Origin of the sequence: Micromonospora sp. NPDC049048 (assembly GCF_043197615.1) — a bacterium.
Taxonomy (GTDB): domain Bacteria; phylum Actinomycetota; class Actinomycetes; order Mycobacteriales; family Micromonosporaceae; genus Micromonospora.
In genome coordinates this window covers 411,246-430,024 of record NZ_JBICTM010000005.1, presented here as the reverse complement: position 1 = coordinate 430,024, position 18,779 = coordinate 411,246, and the positions used below count along the sequence as shown (strand labels likewise).

At 74.5% G+C, this 18,779-nt stretch carries 18 protein-coding genes; 14 read left to right on the top strand and 4 right to left on the bottom strand.

Annotated features, from left to right (window positions below; all coding sequences use genetic code 11):
• The first annotated feature begins 141 nt into the window (after positions 1 to 141).
• From ACGFIG_RS18865 to mutM, 11 genes are all read left to right on the top strand, one after another.
• Positions 142 to 1,752, top strand: a complete 1,611-nt coding sequence (locus ACGFIG_RS18865; RefSeq protein ID WP_393004448.1) for a DAK2 domain-containing protein — start codon at positions 142 to 144, stop codon at positions 1,750 to 1,752.
• Positions 1,749 to 3,950, top strand: coding sequence for an ATP-dependent DNA helicase RecG (recG, locus tag ACGFIG_RS18860; RefSeq protein ID WP_393004446.1), 2,202 nt, complete (start codon positions 1,749 to 1,751; stop codon positions 3,948 to 3,950). The genes ACGFIG_RS18865 and recG overlap by 4 nt, the downstream gene beginning before the upstream one ends.
• Positions 3,951 to 3,965: 15 nt before the next feature.
• Positions 3,966 to 4,907, top strand: a complete 942-nt coding sequence (locus ACGFIG_RS18855) for a serine hydrolase domain-containing protein (RefSeq protein WP_393004444.1) — start codon at positions 3,966 to 3,968, stop codon at positions 4,905 to 4,907.
• 187 nt (positions 4,908 to 5,094) lie between these two features.
• Positions 5,095 to 5,658, top strand: a complete 564-nt coding sequence (rsmD, locus tag ACGFIG_RS18850) for a 16S rRNA (guanine(966)-N(2))-methyltransferase RsmD (RefSeq protein ID WP_393004442.1) — start codon at positions 5,095 to 5,097, stop codon at positions 5,656 to 5,658.
• A complete protein-coding gene (gene coaD / locus ACGFIG_RS18845; protein ID WP_393004440.1) occupies positions 5,655 to 6,143 on the top strand; it encodes a pantetheine-phosphate adenylyltransferase in 489 nt (162 codons plus the stop codon). Before rsmD ends, coaD begins: the two co-directional genes overlap by 4 nt.
• 244 nt (positions 6,144 to 6,387) lie before the next feature.
• Entirely contained in the window at positions 6,388 to 6,885 is a 498-nt protein-coding gene (locus tag ACGFIG_RS18840) for a hypothetical protein (protein ID WP_393004438.1), read from the top strand.
• Positions 6,886 to 6,994: 109 nt separating this feature from the next.
• Positions 6,995 to 7,558, top strand: a complete 564-nt coding sequence (locus tag ACGFIG_RS18835; RefSeq protein WP_393004436.1) for a YceD family protein — start codon at positions 6,995 to 6,997, stop codon at positions 7,556 to 7,558.
• A 5-nt stretch (positions 7,559 to 7,563) separates the two neighbouring features.
• Entirely contained in the window at positions 7,564 to 7,737 is a 174-nt protein-coding gene (gene rpmF / locus ACGFIG_RS18830) for a 50S ribosomal protein L32 (protein WP_018786309.1), read from the top strand.
• A gap of 114 nt (positions 7,738 to 7,851) precedes the next feature.
• Positions 7,852 to 8,847 carry a phosphate acyltransferase PlsX gene (locus ACGFIG_RS18825; protein ID WP_393004434.1) on the top strand — a complete coding sequence of 332 codons (996 nt, stop codon included), beginning with the start codon at positions 7,852 to 7,854 and terminating at the stop codon, positions 8,845 to 8,847.
• The gene (rnc, locus tag ACGFIG_RS18820) at positions 8,844 to 9,638 is read left to right on the top strand and encodes a ribonuclease III (protein WP_393004432.1); all 795 of its coding nucleotides are present in this window, start codon (positions 8,844 to 8,846) and stop codon (positions 9,636 to 9,638) included. Before ACGFIG_RS18825 ends, rnc begins: the two co-directional genes overlap by 4 nt.
• Positions 9,631 to 10,488, top strand: coding sequence for a bifunctional DNA-formamidopyrimidine glycosylase/DNA-(apurinic or apyrimidinic site) lyase (gene mutM, locus ACGFIG_RS18815; RefSeq protein ID WP_393004430.1), 858 nt, complete (start codon positions 9,631 to 9,633; stop codon positions 10,486 to 10,488). The genes rnc and mutM overlap by 8 nt, the downstream gene beginning before the upstream one ends.
• Positions 10,489 to 10,529: 41 nt before the next feature.
• On the opposite strand, the gene ACGFIG_RS18810 is transcribed toward mutM, so the two are convergent.
• Together ACGFIG_RS18810 and ACGFIG_RS18805 are read right to left on the bottom strand one after the other, a co-directional pair.
• On the bottom strand, positions 10,530 to 11,360 hold the full coding sequence (locus ACGFIG_RS18810) for an endo alpha-1,4 polygalactosaminidase (protein ID WP_393004428.1): 831 nt from the start codon (positions 11,358 to 11,360) through the stop codon (positions 10,530 to 10,532).
• Between the two features lie 105 nt (positions 11,361 to 11,465).
• Positions 11,466 to 12,617, bottom strand: coding sequence for a CAP domain-containing protein (locus tag ACGFIG_RS18805; protein ID WP_393004426.1), 1,152 nt, complete (start codon positions 12,615 to 12,617; stop codon positions 11,466 to 11,468).
• A gap of 375 nt (positions 12,618 to 12,992) precedes the next feature.
• Here ACGFIG_RS18805 and ACGFIG_RS18800 point away from each other — a divergent pair, with 375 nt between their 5' ends.
• From ACGFIG_RS18800 to ACGFIG_RS18790, 3 genes are all read left to right on the top strand, one after another.
• Positions 12,993 to 13,187 (top strand): hypothetical protein, encoded by a 195-nt coding sequence (locus ACGFIG_RS18800; protein ID WP_091096806.1) that lies wholly within the window; start codon positions 12,993 to 12,995, stop codon positions 13,185 to 13,187.
• Positions 13,188 to 13,465: 278 nt separating this feature from the next.
• The gene (gene smc / locus ACGFIG_RS18795) at positions 13,466 to 17,077 is read left to right on the top strand and encodes a chromosome segregation protein SMC (protein WP_393004424.1); all 3,612 of its coding nucleotides are present in this window, start codon (positions 13,466 to 13,468) and stop codon (positions 17,075 to 17,077) included.
• Complete coding sequence (locus ACGFIG_RS18790; protein WP_393004422.1) at positions 17,077 to 17,697, top strand: HAD-IA family hydrolase; 621 nt, start codon at positions 17,077 to 17,079, stop codon at positions 17,695 to 17,697. Before smc ends, ACGFIG_RS18790 begins: the two co-directional genes overlap by 1 nt.
• Before the next feature lie 29 nt (positions 17,698 to 17,726).
• Here the strand turns inward: ACGFIG_RS18790 and ACGFIG_RS18785 are convergent, their stop codons facing one another.
• Both ACGFIG_RS18785 and ACGFIG_RS18780 read right to left on the bottom strand, forming a co-directional pair.
• On the bottom strand, positions 17,727 to 18,248 hold the full coding sequence (locus ACGFIG_RS18785; protein WP_393004420.1) for a DinB family protein: 522 nt from the start codon (positions 18,246 to 18,248) through the stop codon (positions 17,727 to 17,729).
• Positions 18,249 to 18,484: 236 nt separating this feature from the next.
• Positions 18,485 to 18,779 (bottom strand): hypothetical protein (locus ACGFIG_RS18780; protein ID WP_393004418.1); only part of this gene is annotated, 295 nt, incomplete at its 5' end.

Below are 18,779 nucleotides of genomic sequence, written 5' to 3'. Positions count from 1 at the left end.
CCGGGCAACCTGGCCAGGTTACCCGATGGTCCAGGCACCGACCAACCGGCCCCGGAGGGCGGTGCTGGCGGCCGGCCGGACACGCCGTGCGGGTGCCGGCGACACCGGCGGGTGTCGGTGCGCGCCAGTAGGCTTCTCGCCGTGCTGGACACCCTCGACGCCGCCGCGGTGCGCCGTTGGTGCGCGGGCGGGCTGGAGGCGCTCAAGCGTCACCAGGGCGAGATCGACGACCTGAACGTCTACCCGGTGCCGGACGGCGACACCGGCACCAACATGGTGCTCACGCTCACCTCCGCCCAGCAGGCGCTCGCGATGGACCTCGGCACCCTCCCGGAGGACGGACCCACCGCGCACGGGCACGCGCTGCGGCTCATGGCCCGGGGCGCCCTGCTGGGCGCGCGGGGCAACTCGGGGGTGATCCTGTCGCAGATCCTGCGCGGCTTCGCCGACGCCGTGGCCGCCGCGCCCGCCGTACGGGGGCGCGAGCTGGCCGCCGCCCTGCGCGACAGCACCACCGCGGCCTACGCCGCGGTCGCCCGCCCGGTCGAGGGCACGCTGCTCAGCGTCGTCGCCGCGGCGGCGCACGCCGCCGAACACGCCGACAGCGACGACCTGTGCGTGGTCGCCCGGGCGGCGGCGGGCGAGGCGGCGCGCGCGTTGGCGCGCACGCCCGAGCAGCTTCCGGCGCTGGCCCGTGCCGGCGTGGTGGACGCCGGAGGCCGGGGCCTGTGCCTGCTGCTCGACGCCCTGGTCGAGGTCGTGACCGGCGAGAGCCCGGAGCGGCCCGCGCCGGACCCGGCCCGGCCGCCGGCCGCCGCCGTCCGCGAAACCGGTTCCGAGGAGTACGCGTACGAGGTGCAGTACCTGCTGGACGCCGGGCCGCAGGAGGTGGCCCGGCTGCGCGCCGAGCTGAGCGCCCTGGGCGACTCGCTGGTGGTCGTCGGCGACGGCAACGCCGGTACGGGCACCTGGAACGTGCACGTGCACGTCAACGACGTGGGCGCGGCGATCGAGGCGGGCGTGGTGGCCGGCCGGCCGCACCGCATCTCGGTGACCCGCTTCGCCGACCAGGTCACCCCGGCGTCGCCCCCCGTGGTCGCGGACGGCCGGGCCGCCGTGGTGGTGGCCGCCGGCGCGGGCATCGCGGGGCTGTTCGCCGGCGAGGGCGCGACGGTGGTGCCCGGCAACCCGTCGACCGGCGAGCTGCTCGACGCGATCCGCGCCACCGGGGCGGCCCGCGTGGTGGTGCTGCCCAACGACCCCGACACGCAGGCGGTGGCGAACGCCGCCGCCCGGGAGGCGCACGGGCTCGGTGTCGAGGTCAGCGTGGTGCCGACCCGCTCGCCGGTGCAGGCGCTGGCCGCCCTCGCGGTGCGTGACCCGGGGCGGCGCTTCGCCGACGACGTCATCGCGATGGCCGAGGCCGCCGGGGCCTGCCGCTACGCCGAGGTCTGCTACGCCCGCCGCGAGGCGCTGACCGTCGCCGGCCCCTGCCGTCCGGGCGACGTGCTGGCGCTGGTCGAGGGGGAGGTGCACCTGATCGGGTCCGACCTGACCGACACCTGCGCCGCCGTGGTCGACCGGATGCTCGGCGGCGGCGGCGAGCTGGTGACGCTGCTCTCCGGGGCGGACGCCCCCGAGGGGCTGGCCGACGCGGTCCGCGCGCACGTCGAGCGGCGCTGGCCGTTCGTCGAGGTGCAGGCGTACCCGGGTGGGCAGCCGCACTACCCGCTCCTGGTGGGGGTCGAATGACGTCCGAGCCGTCCACGATGGACACTCCGCTGAAGAAGCTGGTCGGCGAGAAGACCGCGAAGGCCCTCGCCGGGCACCTCGACCTGCACACCGTGGGCGATCTGATCTACCACTTCCCGCGCCGCTACGACGAGCGCGGCGAGCACACCGACATCCGCTCGCTCGATGTCGGCGAGCAGGCCACCGTGCTCGCCCAGGTGCAGCGCACCGCCGTACGCCCGATGCGCCAGCGCCGGGGCAACCTGCTGGAGGTGACGGTCGGCGACGGCTCGGGCGGCACCCTGACCCTGACCTTCTTCGGCAACCAGGCCTGGCGGGAACGCGAGCTGCGCCCCGGCCGGTGGGGGCTGTTCGCCGGAAAGGTCACCGAGTTCCGGGGCAGGCGGCAGCTCAACGGCCCGGAGTACGTCCTGCTCGGGGAGGGCGGCGAGGGCGAGGCGGCGGCCAACGAGGAGGTCGAGGAGTTCGCCGGCGCGCTGATCCCGGTCTATCCGGCCGCCGCGGCGGTGCCCACCTGGGTGATCGCCCGCTGCGTCCGGGTGGTGCTGGACACCTTCACCGCGCCGGAGGATCCGCTGCCGGGCACCCTGCGGGCCACCCGCAACCTGGGCGGGATCGGCACCGCGCTGCGCGAGATCCACCGGCCGTCGAGCAAGGAGGCGCTCTACCGGGCGCGGCACCGGCTCAAGTGGGACGAGGCGTTCGCCGTGCAGCTCACCCTGGTGCAGCGCAAGCACCGGGCCGCCGCCTGGCCGGCCCGGCCGCGCCCGCCGAGGGCCGGCGGCCTGCTCGACGCCTTCGACGCCCGGCTGCCCTACGAGCTGACGCCCGGCCAGCACGACGTCGGGGTGGAGATCGCGGCGGACCTGGCCACGGCCCACCCGATGCACCGGCTGTTGCAGGGCGAGGTCGGCTCCGGCAAGACCGTGGTCGCGCTGCGCGCGATGCTCCAGGTGGTCGACGCGGGCGGGCAGGCCGCGCTGCTGGCCCCGACCGAGGTGCTCGCCGCGCAGCACCACCGGGGCATCCTCGACCTGCTCGGGCCGCTCGGGCGGGCCGGCGAGCTGGGCGCGGCCGACGACGCCACCCGGGTCGAGTTGGTCACCGGCTCGCTGGGCGCGGCGGCCCGCCGACGCGCGCTGGCCGAGGTCGCCAGCGGCGCCGCCGGCATCGTGCTCGGCACCCACGCCCTGCTCTACGAGGGCGTCGACTTCGCCGACCTCGGCCTGGTGGTGGTCGACGAGCAGCACCGCTTCGGCGTGGAGCAGCGCGACGCGCTGCGCGCCAAGGCCGAGCAGCCGCCGCACGTGCTGGTGATGACGGCCACCCCGATCCCGCGCACGGTGGCGATGACCGTCTACGGCGACCTGGAGACCTCCACGCTCTCCCAACTGCCGCAGGGCCGCTCGCCGATCGCCTCGCACGTCGTCCCGGCCGCCGAGAAGCCGGCCTTCCTCGACCGGGCCTGGCGCCGGGTGCGCGAGGAGGTGGCCGCCGGACACCAGGCGTACGTCGTCTGTCCCCGCATCGGGGAGGGGCCGGCGGGCGAGGAGGAGCCGCCGCCGGAGGACGACAACGGGCGCCGGCCGCCGATGGCGGTCACCGAGGTGGCGCCGCTGCTCGCCGAGGGGCCGCTGCACGGCCTGCGGATCGGCGTGCTGCACGGCCGGCTGCCGGCCGACGAGAAGGACGCGGTGATGCGCTCCTTCGCCGCCGGCGACCTCGACGTGCTGGTCGCCACGACCGTCGTCGAGGTGGGCGTCAACGTGCCGAACGCGACCGTGATGATCGTGCTCGACGCCGACCGGTTCGGCGTCTCCCAGCTGCACCAGCTGCGCGGCCGGGTCGGCCGGGGCAGCGCCCCCGGGCTCTGCCTGCTCGTCACCGAGGCGCTGGAGGGCACGCCCGCACGGGAGCGCCTCGACGCGGTGGCCTCCACCACCGACGGGTTCAAGCTCGCCGAGCTGGACCTCGAACAGCGCCGGGAGGGCGACGTGCTGGGCGCCACCCAGTCGGGGCGGCGTTCGCACCTGCGGCTGCTCTCGCTGCTGCGCGACGCCGACCTGATCCGCGACGCCCGGGCCGAGGCGATCGCCCTGGTCGAGGCGGACCCGGAGCTTTCCCGGCACCCGGCGCTGGCGGCGTCGGTGGCCGCCCTGGTCGACGAGGAACGCGCCGAATACCTGGAGAAGGGCTGATCTAGGCTTCGACGGATGTCCACATCCTCAATCGACAGTGGCGTGCTCCTGCTGGCCCGGGGCGACGAGATCCTGACGGAACAGGTCACCGGGGTGGTCGATCGGAGCACCGGCATCCGCTGCGCTCCCGGGACCCGGTTCCAGATCGCCTCGATCAGCAAGCAGATGGCCGCCGCGGCGGTGTCGTTGCTCGCCGAGCGGGGTGCGCTGAGCCTGTCCGATCCGGTCGTGCGCTGGCTGCCCGGCCCGCCGCCGGAATGGTCCGGCATCACCCTGCACCACCTGCTCACCCACACCTCGGGCCTGGGTCACTGGGCGGAGTACCCGGCGGTCGATCTCGTCGACCCGGTCGAGCCGGACGACCTGCTCGGCTTGTTCGCCGCGGTGCCGCCGCTGTTCCGGCCCGGTGCCGGGTGGCACTACAGCAGTCCCGGCTACGTGCTGTTGGCCCGGGCCGTCGAGCGCGCGGCCGACCAGCCGTACGCCGAGTTCCTCGCCGAGGAGGTCTTCGCGCCGCTGGGCATGACGGGCAGCTTCGCCGGTGCGGGCGATGGCCGGCCGGACGTGGCGGTCGGGCACGAGGGCGGCCGTCCGGTGCCGTCCTGGGACCTGGCGACCGTGAGCATGGGCGCGGGTGACGTCTGGTGCACCGGGACGGACCTGCTCACCTGGCTCGACGTGCCGCGCCGGGGCCGGCTGCTCGCCCCGGCCTCGGTGACGGCGATGACCGCCCCGCACGCGCCCACCGGCCGGCCCGGGGAGGCGTACGGCTACGGGTTCTTTGTCGGCCCGCTGGCCGGCAGACGGGCGCTGCACCACTCGGGGGACAACGGCGGCTACAAGGCGTTCGCAGCCTGGCTGCCCGACTCGGACCAGCGGCTCGTGCTGCTGACCAACCAGGCCGAGGTCGACCCGGTCACGATCACGTCGGTGCTCGGCCCCGCCGAGGTGCGTTGACCGGGTGCGGACGCCGGCCGGGTGGCGGACGGCGATCGTCGAGCCCCCGGCACCGGTCCCGGCATCGTCGCGGGCCCGGTGTGGGCCGGCGGGGCCGACAGGTCGTGGCGGATCCGCCCGTCGTCTCGGGTGCTTCGTACACCGGCCGGACCGTCGCGTAGCGTCGGGGCATGCGCAGGGAGCGACGGTGACCCGGATCGTGGCCGGAACCCTTGGTGGGCGGCGGATCGCGGCGCCGCCGGGCGCGGGCACCCGGCCGACGTCGGACCGGGTCCGCGAGGCGCTGTTCAGCGCCGTGCAGGCCGAGCTCGACCTCACCGGCGTACGCTTCGCCGACCTCTACGCCGGCTCCGGCGCGGTCGGCCTGGAGGCGCTCTCCCGGGGCGCCGCGCACGTGCTGCTGGTGGAGTCCGACGCCCGGGCGGCCCGGGTGATCCGGGAGAACGTGGCGACACTGCGCGTCGGCCCGGCCGTCCGGCTGGTCACCGGCAAGGTGTCCACGGTGCTGACGGCCGGCCCGGACGGCGACCCGTACGACGTGGTCTTCGCCGACCCGCCCTACACGGTGCCCGACGCGGAGATCACCGCGATGCTCGCCGCGCTGGTCGACGGCGGTTGGCTGGCCCCGGACGCCCTGGTGGTGGTGGAGCGCTCCAGCCGCACCGGCCCGGTCGGATGGGTGCAGGGCGTCACCGCCGAGCGCAGCCGTCGATACGGCGAGACGACCCTTTGGTACGGTCGCCGATCATGAGACGTGCGGTGTGTCCCGGCTCGTTCGACCCGGTCACCAACGGACACCTCGACATCGTCGGCCGGGCGAGCCGGCTGTTCGACGAGGTGATCGTGGGCGTGCTGGTCAACCAGTCGAAGAGCGGCCTGTTCACCGTCGAGGAGCGGATCGACATGCTCCGCGAGGTGACCGCCTCCTACGACAACGTCCGGGTCGAGTCGTTCCAGGGACTGCTGGTCGACTTCTGCCGGGCGCAGCAGGCGAGTGTGCTGATCAAGGGCCTGCGGGCGGTCAGCGACTTCGACTACGAGCTGCAGATGGCGCAGATGAACATCGGCCTGGCCGGCGTCGAGACCCTGTTCATGCCGACCAACCCGCTCTACTCGTTCCTCTCCTCCAGCCTGATCAAGGACGTGGCGAAGTGGGGCGGGGACATCTCGGCCCACGTGCCCGACCGGGTCCGCGAGGAGTTGCGGGCCCGCCTCGTTCCGCCGTCTCGCGGCTGAGCCGCCCGGCCGCCTCGCGCTGAGTAGCCTGGCCGCCTCGCGGCTGGGCGTCCCCGCGGGTACGCCCGTGCCACCCACCCCGCCGGAGCGTCTCCGGCGGGGTGGCCGCGCGTGCCACCGCGACGCGCCGGGCCGGGGTGAGCGGCGCGGTGTGGTCGGGGCGCGACATGATGTGTGGAGCGGGAAACCGGCCGTAGCCCGCATCATGTAGGTCGGCCCGACGAACGACAGGAGTGAGGTACCGGTGGACCCGCTCGATCGCATCGACGAACTGATCGCCATGGTGGAGCAGGCCCGCTCCGTCCCGATGTCGCGCAACAACTGCATGGTCGACCGGGGCGAGTTCATCGCGGCCCTCGACGACCTGCGCGCCGAACTCCCCGCCGACCTGCGCCGGGCCGCCGCGCTGCTGGAGGAACGGGACAAGATCATGGAGGCCGGCAAGCGCGAGGCCGACCGGATCATCAGCGAGGGTGAGGCGGAACACGCCCGGCTGGTCTCGGTGAACGAGATCACGGTCTCCGCCGAGCACGAGGGCGCGCGGATCATCGCGGAGGCCCGCGCCGAGGCGCAGCGCCTGCGCGAGGAGGTCGACGACTACGTCGACACCGCGCTGGCCAACTTCGAGCAGTTCCTCACCCGGGCGCTGGCGTCGATAGAGCGGGGCCGGGACAAGATGCACGCGCTGCGGGAGATCGGCACCTTCGGTGGGGAGGAGGCGGAACGCCCGCTACCCTTCTGAGCGGCACCTCACCAGCCGGCACACGGGGCGGGCGTCGCCCCCGGTTCGACGGTCCGGCGGTCGTCCAGGTAACCTCTTTTGTCGGCCTCTCACCGGCCGGAGTCTGACTATGCCCAAGCACACGCAACCGACACTCGACCCCAGGTCGCCGCTGGTCCTCGACACGAGGGAGCTGCCGCGCCGGCCTGGTGCGATGCGTACGGAAAAGCGGGTGGCGCGGGCACCGGCGGACCTCGGCGGAGAGATGATCAGCGTGCCGGAGGGCGCGGACCTCGACCTCGACCTGAGGTTGGAGTCGGTGTCCGAGGGCGTGCTCGTCTCGGGAACCGTCAGCGGTCCCGTCCGAGGCGAGTGCGGTCGCTGCCTACGCGAGATCGACGACTCGCTGGCCGTGCGGATCCAGGAGCTGTACGCGTACGAGAACAGCACCACGGACACCACGACCGACGAGGACGAGGTGGGCCGGATGCAGGGCGATCTGATCGACCTGGAGCCGGCGCTGCGGGACGCGGTGGTACTCACACTGCCGACCAACCCGCTCTGCCGGGAGGACTGCCCAGGCCTGTGCCCCGACTGCGGGGTGCACTGGGACGATCTGCCGGCCGACCACAGTCACGAGCAGATCGACCCGCGTTGGGCGGGCCTGTCGCAACTGAACCGTAAAGAGGAGTAGGAACCGTGGCCGTCCCCAAGCGCAAGATGTCGCGCAGCAACACCCGCGCCCGCCGGGCGAACTGGAAGGCGACCGTGGTCGCGACCGTGGCCTGCCCCCAGTGCAAGTCGGCGAAGCTGCCGCACGCCGCCTGCTCCGTCTGCGGCACCTACAACGGCCGCCAGGTCCTCGAGGTCTGACCTGGACGCCGAGTGACACCCCCGACCCCTGGTCGGGCGGCGCGCGCACCAAGGCACTCGCCCGGTGTCCCGGCTCCCTCCGACGCCGGCCGGTCTGCTCCGGCCGGCGTAGCGGTGGAGTCGGGCACCGCGCGGATCGCCGTTGACCTCCTCGGCGGGGACGACGCTCCCGCCGTCGTGGTTGACGGCGCTCTGCGGGCCGTGCACGCCGACCCCGACCTGCACCTGCTGCTCGTCGGCCCGACCGAGGCCGCCGGCCTGGTGATCCGTGCCCTCGACCCCGCGCAGCGCGCCCGGGTCACCGTACGGCCCGTCCGTACCGCCGTCGGCATGGCCGACCACCCCGTGGCCGCCCGCGCCGACAGCACCGTCCGCGCCGCCGTGCACGCCGTCCGTGACGGCGTGGCCGACGCGTTCGTCTCCGCCGGCTCGACCGGCGCCACCGTCACCGCCGTCGCGCTCGGCCTCGGCCGCTGGCCGGACGTACGCCGTCCCGCGCTGGTGGCCACCCTCCCCGCCGTCGCCGGCCCGGTGGTCCTGCTGGACGTCGGGGGCTCGCTGGAGCCGCGCCCGGCCACCCTGGCCCGCCACGCCATGCTCGGCGCCGCCTACGCGGCCGTGGCCCACGCCGTCGCCGCGCCCCGGGTGGGGCTGCTGTCGGTGGGCACCGAGGCCGGCAAGGGCGACCGCGCCCGCCGGGTCGCCGATCCCGTCCTCGCCGCCGCGTCGCTGCCCTGCGACGGCCGCTACGTCGGCCTCGTCGAGGGCTACGACGTCTCCCTCGGCGCGCGCGCCGATGTGGTGGTCACCGACGGGTTCACCGGTAACGTGCTGCTCAAGGCGATCGAGGGCGCGTACGCGATGGCCGGCGGGCCCCCGTCCGGCGGCGGCGCCCCCCGCGCGGCGGCCCTGCTCGGGGTCGCCGGGACGGTTGTCGTCTGCCACGGCGCCGCCCGGGGCGAGGACGTCGCCGAGGGCATCGCGCTGGCCGCCCAGCTCTGGCGGCGGCGCGCCACCGACCAGGTCCGCGCGCTGCTCGACGGCGCCGAGGCGGACGACCGCGAGGACAGCACCGATCGCACCATCGACACCGAGGTACCGACATCATGAGCAACGACAAGCGGCGGCGGGCGTCCGTCGGTCACCTGGAAGCCGCGTTCGGCGTCAGCCTGGATCCGGAACTGCTCGAGCGCGCGCTGACCCACCGCTCGTACGCGTACGAGAACGGCGGCCTGCCCACCAACGAGCGGTTGGAGTTCCTGGGCGACTCGGTGCTCGGCGTGGTGATCACCACCGCGCTCTTCCACAACCACCCAGACCTGCCCGAGGGGCAGCTGGCCAAGCTGCGGGCCAGCGTGGTCAACATGCGCGCCCTCGCCGACGTGGCCCGGGGCCTCGGCCCGGACGGGCTCGGCGCCTACCTGCTGCTCGGCAAGGGGGAGGAGACCACCGGCGGCCGGGACAAGGCGAGCATCCTCGCCGACACCCTGGAGGCGCTGCTCGGCGCGATCTACCTCCAGTACGGGCTGGACACCGCGGCCATCGTCATCCACCGGCTGTTCGACCCGCTGATGGCCGAGTCGGCCGGCCGGGGCGCGGCCCTGGACTGGAAGACCAGCCTCCAGGAGCTGACGGCGGCGCTCGGGCTCGGCGTCCCCGAGTACCGCATCGAGGGCACCGGGCCGGACCACCTCAAGACGTTCACCGCCTGGGTGGTGGTCGCCGGCAACCGCTACGGCGGGGCCGACGGGCGCAGCAAGAAGGAGGCCGAGCAGCGGGCCGCCGAGGCGGCCTGGCGGACGCTCACCGAGCAGGCGGAGCGGGAGCCGGTCGGGCCGGAGGGCCCGGTGGCCGAGGACCCGACGGTGGAGGCCGCCGAGGCGGGCCTGGGTCGTGCCTGAGCTGCCCGAGGTCGAGACGGTCCGGCAGGGGCTGGCCCGGTGGGTCACCGACCGGCGGATCTCCACCGTCGAGGTGCGCCACCCCCGCGCGGTACGCCGGCACACGCCCGGTGGCGGGCACTTCGCCGACGTGCTGGCCGGCCGGACGGTGCTGGACGTGCGCCGCCGCGGCAAGTACCTGTGGCTGCCGCTGGACAGCGGCGACGCCGTGATCGGGCACCTGGGCATGTCGGGTCAGCTGCTGGTGCAGCCGGCCGCCGCCCCCGACGAGACGCACCTGCGGGTGCGGTTCCGGTTCACCGACGGCGGTCCCGAGCTGCGTTTCGTCGACCAGCGCACGTTCGGCGGCCTGTCCGTCTCCGCCGGGGGCGCGGAGCTGCCGGCGGAGATCGCGCACATCGCCCGGGACCCGATGGACCCGCAGTTCTCCGACGTGGCGTTCGCCGCCGCGCTGCGCCGACGGCGTACCGAGGTCAAGCGGGCCCTGCTGGACCAGACGCTGATCTCCGGCGTGGGCAACATCTACGCCGACGAGGCGCTGTGGCGGGCGAAGCTGCACGGCGCCCGTCCCACCGACGCGTTGACCGGCCCGGCCGCGCTGCGGCTGCTGGGCCACGTCCGGGACGTCCTGGCCGAGGCGATCACGGCCGGCGGCACCAGCTTCGACGCCCTCTACGTCAACGTCAACGGCGAGAGCGGCTACTTCGACCGGGCGCTGAACGCCTACGGGCGGGAGGGGCTGCCGTGCGCCCGCTGCGCCGCGCCCATCCGTCGCGAGTCGTTCATGAACCGTTCGTCGTACAGCTGCCCGCGCTGTCAGCCCCGCCCCCGGGCGGCACTTCGGGGGTGACCCCGACCGGCGTCCCCGGCTGCGCTGGGCGGTGCCGGCGGTCAGGGCACCTGGCAGGGGATCCGCCACGCGTCCAGCTCGCGTTGCTTGCGGATCGAGGAGAGGCCGTAGCCCACCGTGGTGACGCAGAAGTCCGTCGTCGAGCCGGTGTACTCCACGTGGAACACCGGCTTGCCCGCCTCGACGAACGGCAGTAACCGGTCACACTGGTCGAGCCGTACGCACTCCTCGTTGACGGCGAAGTCGAAGTCCGGGGCCAGGGCGGCCACCTGCTCCAGGTCGTTGATCAGGCCGGGGGAGAGGCTCAGCGAGCGGGCCAGCTCGGCGAGCCGGCGGTTGAACCGCAGCTGGTCGTCGAAGCCGAGCGGGAAGCCGGAGCGGCGCGCGTACGCGTCGGCGTCGGCCAGCGCGACCGCCCCGAAGCCCTTGCCCCGGCAGAGCCGGAACCGGTCGGCCAGCACCGGGCGCAGCGCGTCCCACTGCCGTACGTCGAGCCATCGGCTCTGCGGGCGGCGGGACGCGGCACCCCGTACGGCGGCCGGGAAGCGGTCCGCGTCGGGGTCGCCCGGCAGGACGGAGCCGACGTGCACCTGGCAGACCAGCCGGCGGTCCCGGGAACGCAGCTCGGCGGTCTGCGCGGCGGTGGTGGCGACCGGATCGAGCAGGAAGACGTCGGCGGCGACGGTCGGGTCCAGTACGCCGCTGAGCTGCCACTGCCACTGCCACCGGCCCGCCGACGCCGCCGGCCAGCTCGTCGGGGCGCCCGGCGGGGTGAGGTTCACGCGACAGGCGCCCAGCACGCTCAGCAGCGCGAGCGCGACGCAGGCGGGCAGGGCCCGCGCCACGGCGCGCGTACGCGGCCGGATCCGCATCGGCAGCTCCCGGGTCGCGGGCGGCGGTGTGCCGCCCGGAGCGGGTACGCCGCGTCGGCGTACCTCATCCGGTCAAACGAGCGCGGACCCGGCCACGACTCGCGTTCAGCGCGGCGCGGCGAAGACCTGCGTCCAGTACGGCCCGTTGCTGCTGGCCACGCCGACGCCGATCTCGGTGAAGGCGCAGTTCAGGATGTTGGCCCGGTGCCCGGAGCTGTTCATCCAGGCGGTCATGACGGCGGCCGGCGTCTTCTGGTTCCAGGCGACGTTCTCGCCGTAGGTACGCCAGGAGTAGCCGACCCGGTCCAGCCGGGTCCCGACGTTGCTGCCGTCGCTGCCCGTGTGCGACATCTTCTGGTGGTCGGCCTGGTCCTGGCTGTGCCGCTGGGCGGCGGTCATCAGCTTGTCGTCGATGCTCACCGCGGCGCAACCGGCCTTGGCGCGTTCGGCGTTGACCAGGTCGACCACCTGGCTGGCCTGGCTGCCGGCCCCGCTGCTGCCGACCGGGGTCTTCGTGCCGCCGCTGGTCGGCGCGGTGCTCCGCTCGGCGTTGCCCCGCGAGGGCGCGGTGGTACGCGACGGTGCCGGCGCCGGCCTGGTGGTCTTCGTGGCCGACGGGCTGGGCCTGGCGGTGGTCGGCGTGGTGCTCGGGGTGGGCGGGGCCAGCGCGTCGGGTGTCGACTCGACGTCCGGCAGCACCGGGGCGGCGGCGACCGTGTCGTCGACGGCGGTCGGCTCGGTCGCCGGGTCGCCGCCGGTCAGCGCGACCGCGCCGACCCCGAGGCTCACCACCAGCGTCGCGGCCGCGGCGGCGCCACCGATCAGCAGCCGGCGGGGGAACCGGCGGCGCGGGCGGTGGCGGCCGTCGGCGACGGTCTGCTTCGCCCGGAGCGCGGCGAGGTCGACGGGAGCGGTCGGGGCGTCCATCGGCTCGGGCCGCCGGTGTCCGGTGCGGGCGTCGTCGCGCTCGGGCTGCCAGCGCCCGGCCGGGGCGTCGGTCGGCGCGGCCTGCCAGTGTGCGGTCCGGGCGTCGTCGGACCCGGGCTGCCAGCGCGGGGCGTCGGTCGGTTCGGGCTGCCAGCGTGCGGTCGGCCGGTCGCGGTGCCACTCGTCGGCGGGCTGCTGCGGGTCGTCCCCGAACAGGTAGGCCGACCTCGGCTCCGGACGGTCGGTGAGCCAGGCCGGCTCCTCACTCAGCGGCTGCTCGCGGCGCCGGGCGGCGCCGTCCGGGTCGTTCGGATCGGTCCAGCCGTACACGCCTGTGCCTCCAGGGGGTTGCTTGCGGGCCGGGGTGACGCTACGTGGCGGGCGCGAACAGCGGCAACGCGGCTAAGGAAGAGTTAAGGGGATGCCGGGCGGCACGGTGGGGACTTCCCGGGATCCGAGGCGTAGAGTCAGGGTGTCCGGACAGAGTGTGTCCGCGCCTTGTGGCAGCCCCCTCGGCAAGTGGTCAGGTCGACGTGGAAATGATCTACGGCCTGCGAGAACTTGACGAAGGAGGGGGTGCCGGCTCAATATGTAGGTGTCGCCAGTCGCGCCCGGTCATGCCCAGAATCGTCTGGGATGACAGCCGCGTACACATTTGGGCGCGCGTTGGCCGGCCCTTCCGGCAGCGCATATCAAGGAGTCAACATGGCTAAGGCCCTGTACGGCCACGTAGGCGCGGCGCCCGATCGGCGCCTGCTCGACGAGGTCACCCGACTGCGTGCCACGGTTCGGGCTCTGGAGTTCGAGATCACGCGGCTGCGTGCCGAGAACGATCGGCTCGCGGCGGCTGCGGCGGAGGCGGACGATCTGCTCCGTCTGGCCGAGCCCGCGCTGACCTGATCTCCAGATCGCAAAACTGAATCGCACCACGCGAAAAAGCGCGCCGACACTTCTGTGCCGGCGCGCAACTCTGTCCGGGCCCCTTGTCGCGACGTGAATCAATGATCTTGCGCTATTCCGCCGACGTCCCGCACCGAACGACCCCTCTGTCGTGAGCGCCCGGCGGTCGCCAGGCGGGTCGCGTGCCCGGCGCCTCCCGGTCCCGGGTTAGTCTGCGGGTCAACCCAGGTCCGCGCAGCCGGCGACGGTACGGCGGCCACCGGACGAGGATCGAGAAGGTGCATCTCAAGAGCCTGACGGTGAAGGGCTTCAAGTCCTTCGCCTCCGCGACGACGCTGAAGCTGGAGCCGGGGATCACCTGCGTGGTTGGCCCCAACGGCTCCGGCAAGTCCAACGTCGTCGACGCCATCGCCTGGGTGCTCGGCGAGCAGGGCGCCAAGGCGCTGCGCGGCGGCAAGATGGAGGACGTCATCTTCGCCGGCACCGCCGGGCGCGCCCCGCTGGGCAGGGCCGAGGTGACCCTCACGATCGACAACACCGACGGCGCGCTGCCGATCGAGTACACCGAGGTGTCGATCACCCGCCGGATGTTCCGCTCCGGCGAGAGCGAGTACGAGATCAACGGCGACTCCTGCCGGCTGCTCGACATCCAGGAACTGCTGTCGGACTCGGGCATCGGCCGGGAGATGCACATCATCGTCGGCCAGGGGCGGCTCGACGGCATGCTGCACGCCAAGCCCGAGGACCGCCGCTCCTTCATCGAGGAGGCGGCCGGCGTCCTCAAGCACCGCAAGCGCAAGGAGAAGGCGCTGCGGAAGCTCGACGCGATGCAGACGAACCTCAACCGGCTCACCGACCTCACCGCCGAGCTGCGCCGCCAGCTCAAGCCGCTGGGTCGGCAGGCGGAGGTGGCCCGCCGCGCCGCCGCCATCCAGGCCAACCTGCGCGACGCCCGGCTGCGGCTGCTCGCCGACGACCTGGCCACCCTGCGCGCCACCCTGGACCGGGAGATCGCCGACGAGACGGCGGTGCGCGAGCGGCGCGAGCAGGTCGAGGCCGAGCACACCGAGGTGCAGGCGCGGCTGGCCGAGCTGGAGGCGGCCCTCGCCGAGGACGCGCCGCTGCTGGCCGCCGCCCAGGACACCTGGTACAAGCTTTCCGCCCTCTCCGAGCGGTTCCGCTCCATCGAGCAGCTCGCCCGGGAGCGGCTCCGGCACCTCAGCGCCACACCCGATGACGAGCGCCCCGGCCGCGACCCCGACCAGTTGGAGGCCGAGGCCGAGCGGATCCGCGAGCAGGAGGAGGACCTGCGGGCCGCGCTCACCGACGACCAGATCCGGCTGGCCGAGGCCGTCGAGCACCGCCAGGAGCTGGAACGGCAGCTCGCCGCCGCCGAGCGCGAGCTGGTCGCCGCGGCCAAGGCGATCGCCGACCGCCGGGAGGGGCTGGCCCGGCTGACCGGCCAGGTCAACTCCGCCCGGGCCCGTACCACCAGCGCCGGTGAGGAGATCGAACGGCTCGCCGCCGCGCACGCCGACGCGCTGGCCCGGGCCGAGCAGGCGCAGGCCGAGCTCGACGCGGTGGCCGAGCAGTCGACCGAGGCCGACCGGGACAACGCCGACCTCGACGCCCGGCACGCCGAGGCGGTCGCCGCCCAGGAACGGGCGCAGGCCACCGTACGGTCGCTGACCGACGCCGAGCGCGCGGCGGAGAAGGACGCCGCCACCTGGAAGGCCCGGGAGGAGGCGCTCGCCCTCGGCCTGCGTCGCAAGGACGGCGCGGGCGCGCTGCTGGCCCGCGCCGACGAGGTGCCGGGCCTGCTGGGCAGCCTCGCCGGGATGCTCACGGTCGCCCCCGGGCAGGAGGCCGCGCTCGCCGCCGCGCTCGGCGGGCTCGCCGACGCGGTGGCGGTCAGCGGCGTCGACGAGGCCGTCGAGGCCATGCGGCTGCTGAAGATCTCCGACGCCGGCCGCGCCGGCCTGCTGGTCGGCAGCCCCGCCGGCCCGGGCATGGACGGCCCCGCCGACGCGCTGCGGCCGAAGCTGCCCGACAACGCGCGCTGGGCGCCCGACCTGGTGGAGTGCTCCCCGCAGATCCGCCCGGCGGTGCACCGGGCGCTGCGCGACGTGGTGCTGGTCGACGACCTCGCCGCGGCGGCCGAGGTGGTCGCCGGCAATCCCGAGCTGCGCGCGGTCACCCCGGACGGGGACGTGGTCGGCGCGTACGCGGCGGCCGGCGGATCGGCCAAGGCGCCCAGCTTCATCGAGGTGCAGGCCGCCGTCGAGGAGGCCCGGTCGAACCGGCTCGCCGCCGAGGGCACCGGCGCGGAGCTGCGCGAGCAGCTCGTGGACGCCCGCGCCGAGGTGGCCGCCGCCAAGGAGACCGTGCAGCACGCCGCCGCCGCCAAGCGGGAGGCGGAGAGCCACCGCAACGCCGCCGCCCGCCGGCTGGCCGAGCTGGGCGCGGCGGCCCGCTCCGCGAAGGCGGAGACCGACCGGCTCGGCGAGTCCCGGGCGCGCGCGGAGGCGGCCCGGGAGCGGGACCTGCTCGCCCTGGCCGAGCTGGAGGAGCGGCTGCGGCTGGCCGAGGAGACCCCCGTCGACGCGGAACCCTCCACCGAGGAACGCGACCAGCTCGCCGCCATGGTGCCCCAGGCGCGGCAGAACGAGATGGAGGTCCGGCTCGCGGTGCGTACCGCCGAGGAGCGGGTCTCCTCGATCTCCGGCCGCGCGGACTCGCTGCGCCGGCAGGCCACCGCCGAGCGGGCCGCGCGGGAACGCGCGGCGGCGCGGCGGGCGGCGCGCACCCGGGGCGCGGGGATCGCCCGGGCCGTGGTGGGCGGGGCCCGGGAGGCGCTCACCCGGCTGGCCACCTCCATCGCCATGGCCGAGGAGCACCGCGACGCCGTGGCGCGCGAACGGGCCGCCCGCGAGGCCGAGCTCCAGGAGGTACGCGGCGCCGCCAAGCGGCTCGGCGCGGAGCTGGAGCGGCTGACCAGCCAGGTGCACCGCGACGAGGTGGCCCGCGCCGAGCAGCGGCTGCGCATCGAGCAGCTGGAGGCGAAGGCCGCCGAGGACTTCGGGTTGGACGTGGAGAGTCTCGTCGCCGAGTACGGCCCGACCCAGCCCGTCCCGCCCACCCAGGCCGACGTGGCGGCGGCCGAACGCGACGGCCTGCCGGTGCCCGAGCCGGTGCGCTACGAGCGGCCGGTGCAGGAGAAGCGGGCGGCCAAGGCGGAACGGGAGCTGGCCCTGCTCGGCAAGGTGAACCCGCTGGCCCTGGAGGAGTTCGCGGCGCTGGAGGAGCGCTACAAGTTCCTCTCCGAGCAGCTGGAGGACCTCAAGGCCACCCGGCGCGACCTGCTCACCGTGGTCAAGGACGTCGACGAGCGGATCCTGGAGGTCTTCGCCAGCGCGTTCGCCGACACCGCCCGGGAGTTCCAGCAGGTCTTCACCGTGCTCTTTCCCGGCGGCGAGGGACGGCTGGTGCTCACCGACCCCGACGACCTGCTCACCACCGGCGTCGAGGTCGAGGCCCGCCCGCCGGGCAAGAAGATCAAGCGGCTGTCGCTGCTCTCGGGTGGCGAGCGTTCCTTGACGGCGGTGGCGATGCTGGTGGCCATCTTCCGGGCCCGGCCCAGCCCGTTCTACATCATGGACGAGGTGGAGGCGGCGCTCGACGACGTCAACCTCGGCCGGCTGATCACGCTGCTGGCCCAGTTGCGGGAGAAGAGCCAGCTCATCGTCATCACGCACCAGAAGCGCACGATGGAGGTCGCCGACGCCCTGTACGGCGTGACCATGCGCAACGGGGTGACCCAGGTGATCAGCCAACGGCTCAACCGGGCCGACGGAGACGAGCGGCACGGCCGCGGCGAGGAGAACGAGTAGTGGGTCGGGAACGGGCGACGGCGCTCCTGGTGGACTTCGACGGCGTCCTGCGCCGCTGGGACCCGGCGGTCGCCGCCGGGGTGGAGCGGGAGTACGGCCTGTCCGAGGGCGTACTCACCGAGATCGCCATGCAGTGGGGGCGGCTCCAGCCGGTGCTGACCGGGCGGGTCAGCCACGCCGACTGGATCACCAGCGTGGCCGACGCGCTGGCCGACTCGGTGGGCGGCCCCGAGCGGGCCCGGGCGGCCGTGGAGCAGTGGCAGCGTTACCGGGGCGAGGTGGACGCCGAGGTGCTCGCCTTCATCCGCGAGGCGCGGGCCGGTGGCATCCGCGTCGGGCTCGGCACGAACGCCACCGACCTGCTCGACGCCGACCTCGCCGCGCTCGACCTGACTGACGAGTTCGACGTGGTGGTCAACTCGTCCAGGATCGGGGTGAACAAGCCGGCGAAGGAGTACTTCCAGGCGGCCTGCGCGGCCCTGGAGACCCCGCCGGGCCGGGTGCTCTTCGTCGACGACGAGGACTGGGCGATCCGGGGCGCCCGGGTGGCCGGGCTGTCGGCGCTGCGCTGGAGCGGCCCGGCCGACCTGCGGTACGCGCGGGCGGCCCTGGCGTACTGACCGGCTGATCCGGCCCGCCCCGGCGCGGGCTACTCGCCCGTGACGCCGTCGATGCGTTCGCGGATCAGGTCGGCGTGGCCGTTGTGCCGGGCGTACTCCTCGATCATGTGCACGTAGACCCAGCGCAGGTTGAACGTGCGGCGCTTCGGGCCGACCTCGGTGAAGGTCTCGTCCAGCGACCGGCCGGCGGCGGCGTCGCGGGCCAGCGCGATCTGCTGGTGGAAGGTGGCGAGGTCGGCCTCGGCGTCGGCGGCGCTGACGTCGTGGTCGGCGTCCGGATTGTCGGGCGTGAAGTAGGGGTAGTCGACCCGCTGGCCGGCGAAGTTCTCCCGGAACCACCAGGCCTCCACCTCGGTCAGGTGCCGGACCAGGCCGAGCAGGGTGAGCCCCGAGGGCTCGACGCTCGGCGTCTTCAGTTGTTCGGCGGTCAGCCCGGCGCACTTGAACAGCAGGGTCTGCCGGTGGTAGTCCAGCCAGCCCTCCAGCATGGTGCGCTCGTCGCCGACGTAGGGCTCGGGGGTCCGGGTGATCTCCGGTGCTCGCCAGGTCATGCCGGTCATCCTGGCGGGAACCCCTGACGGTCCGCGACCGGATTGTCAGGGCGGCGGGACGACCAGCGCCTCCGTGGGCCGGAGCCGAGCGGACGGGGCGACGGCGGACCGGCGCGTCGGAGTACGGTCGGCGCGGCCGTACTCCGACTGCTCGACGGTGATCTCCCGCAGTCGCTCCTGGTGGACAGGTGGAGCGGCCCGGGTGCGGCGTCAGCCCTCGGGTCGTGGGTGCCTCGTCAACCTCGGCCGACGATGGTCACCTGGGCGGAGCCGTCGGGCATGCCGGCGATGCTGACGTTGCTGCCGGCGGCCGTGGTGGGCGTGCCCGCGCCGGGCAGCGGCTGGAGCGGGTCCCAGGTGCGGTTGGGGTGGCGGATCTTGTGGTAGACGCCGTTGTCGATGCCGATCATGAGCATCTGGGCGGAGCCGTCGGGCATGCCGGTGATGGCGACGTCCTTGCCGGCGGCGGGGGCGGTGGTGTTGTAGCCGGTGACGGGCTGGAATCCGGTCCAGGTGCCGTTGGGGTTGCGG

Excerpts from the sequence above, each read along its gene's own strand:
- rnc (WP_393004432.1), top strand. The coding sequence starts at position 8,844 with ATGAGCAACGACAAGCGGCGGCGGGCGTCCGTCGGTCACCTGGAAGCC.
- ACGFIG_RS18835 (WP_393004436.1), top strand. The coding sequence starts at position 6,995 with ATGCCCAAGCACACGCAACCGACACTCGACCCCAGGTCGCCGCTGGTC.
- ACGFIG_RS18785 (WP_393004420.1), bottom strand. The coding sequence starts at position 18,248 with ATGACCTGGCGAGCACCGGAGATCACCCGGACCCCCGAGCCCTACGTC.
- ACGFIG_RS18855 (WP_393004444.1), top strand. The coding sequence starts at position 3,966 with ATGTCCACATCCTCAATCGACAGTGGCGTGCTCCTGCTGGCCCGGGGC.
- ACGFIG_RS18810 (WP_393004428.1), bottom strand. The coding sequence starts at position 11,360 with ATGCGGATCCGGCCGCGTACGCGCGCCGTGGCGCGGGCCCTGCCCGCC.
- recG (WP_393004446.1), top strand. The coding sequence starts at position 1,749 with ATGACGTCCGAGCCGTCCACGATGGACACTCCGCTGAAGAAGCTGGTC.
- ACGFIG_RS18800 (WP_091096806.1), top strand. The coding sequence starts at position 12,993 with ATGGCTAAGGCCCTGTACGGCCACGTAGGCGCGGCGCCCGATCGGCGC.
- coaD (WP_393004440.1), top strand. The coding sequence starts at position 5,655 with ATGAGACGTGCGGTGTGTCCCGGCTCGTTCGACCCGGTCACCAACGGA.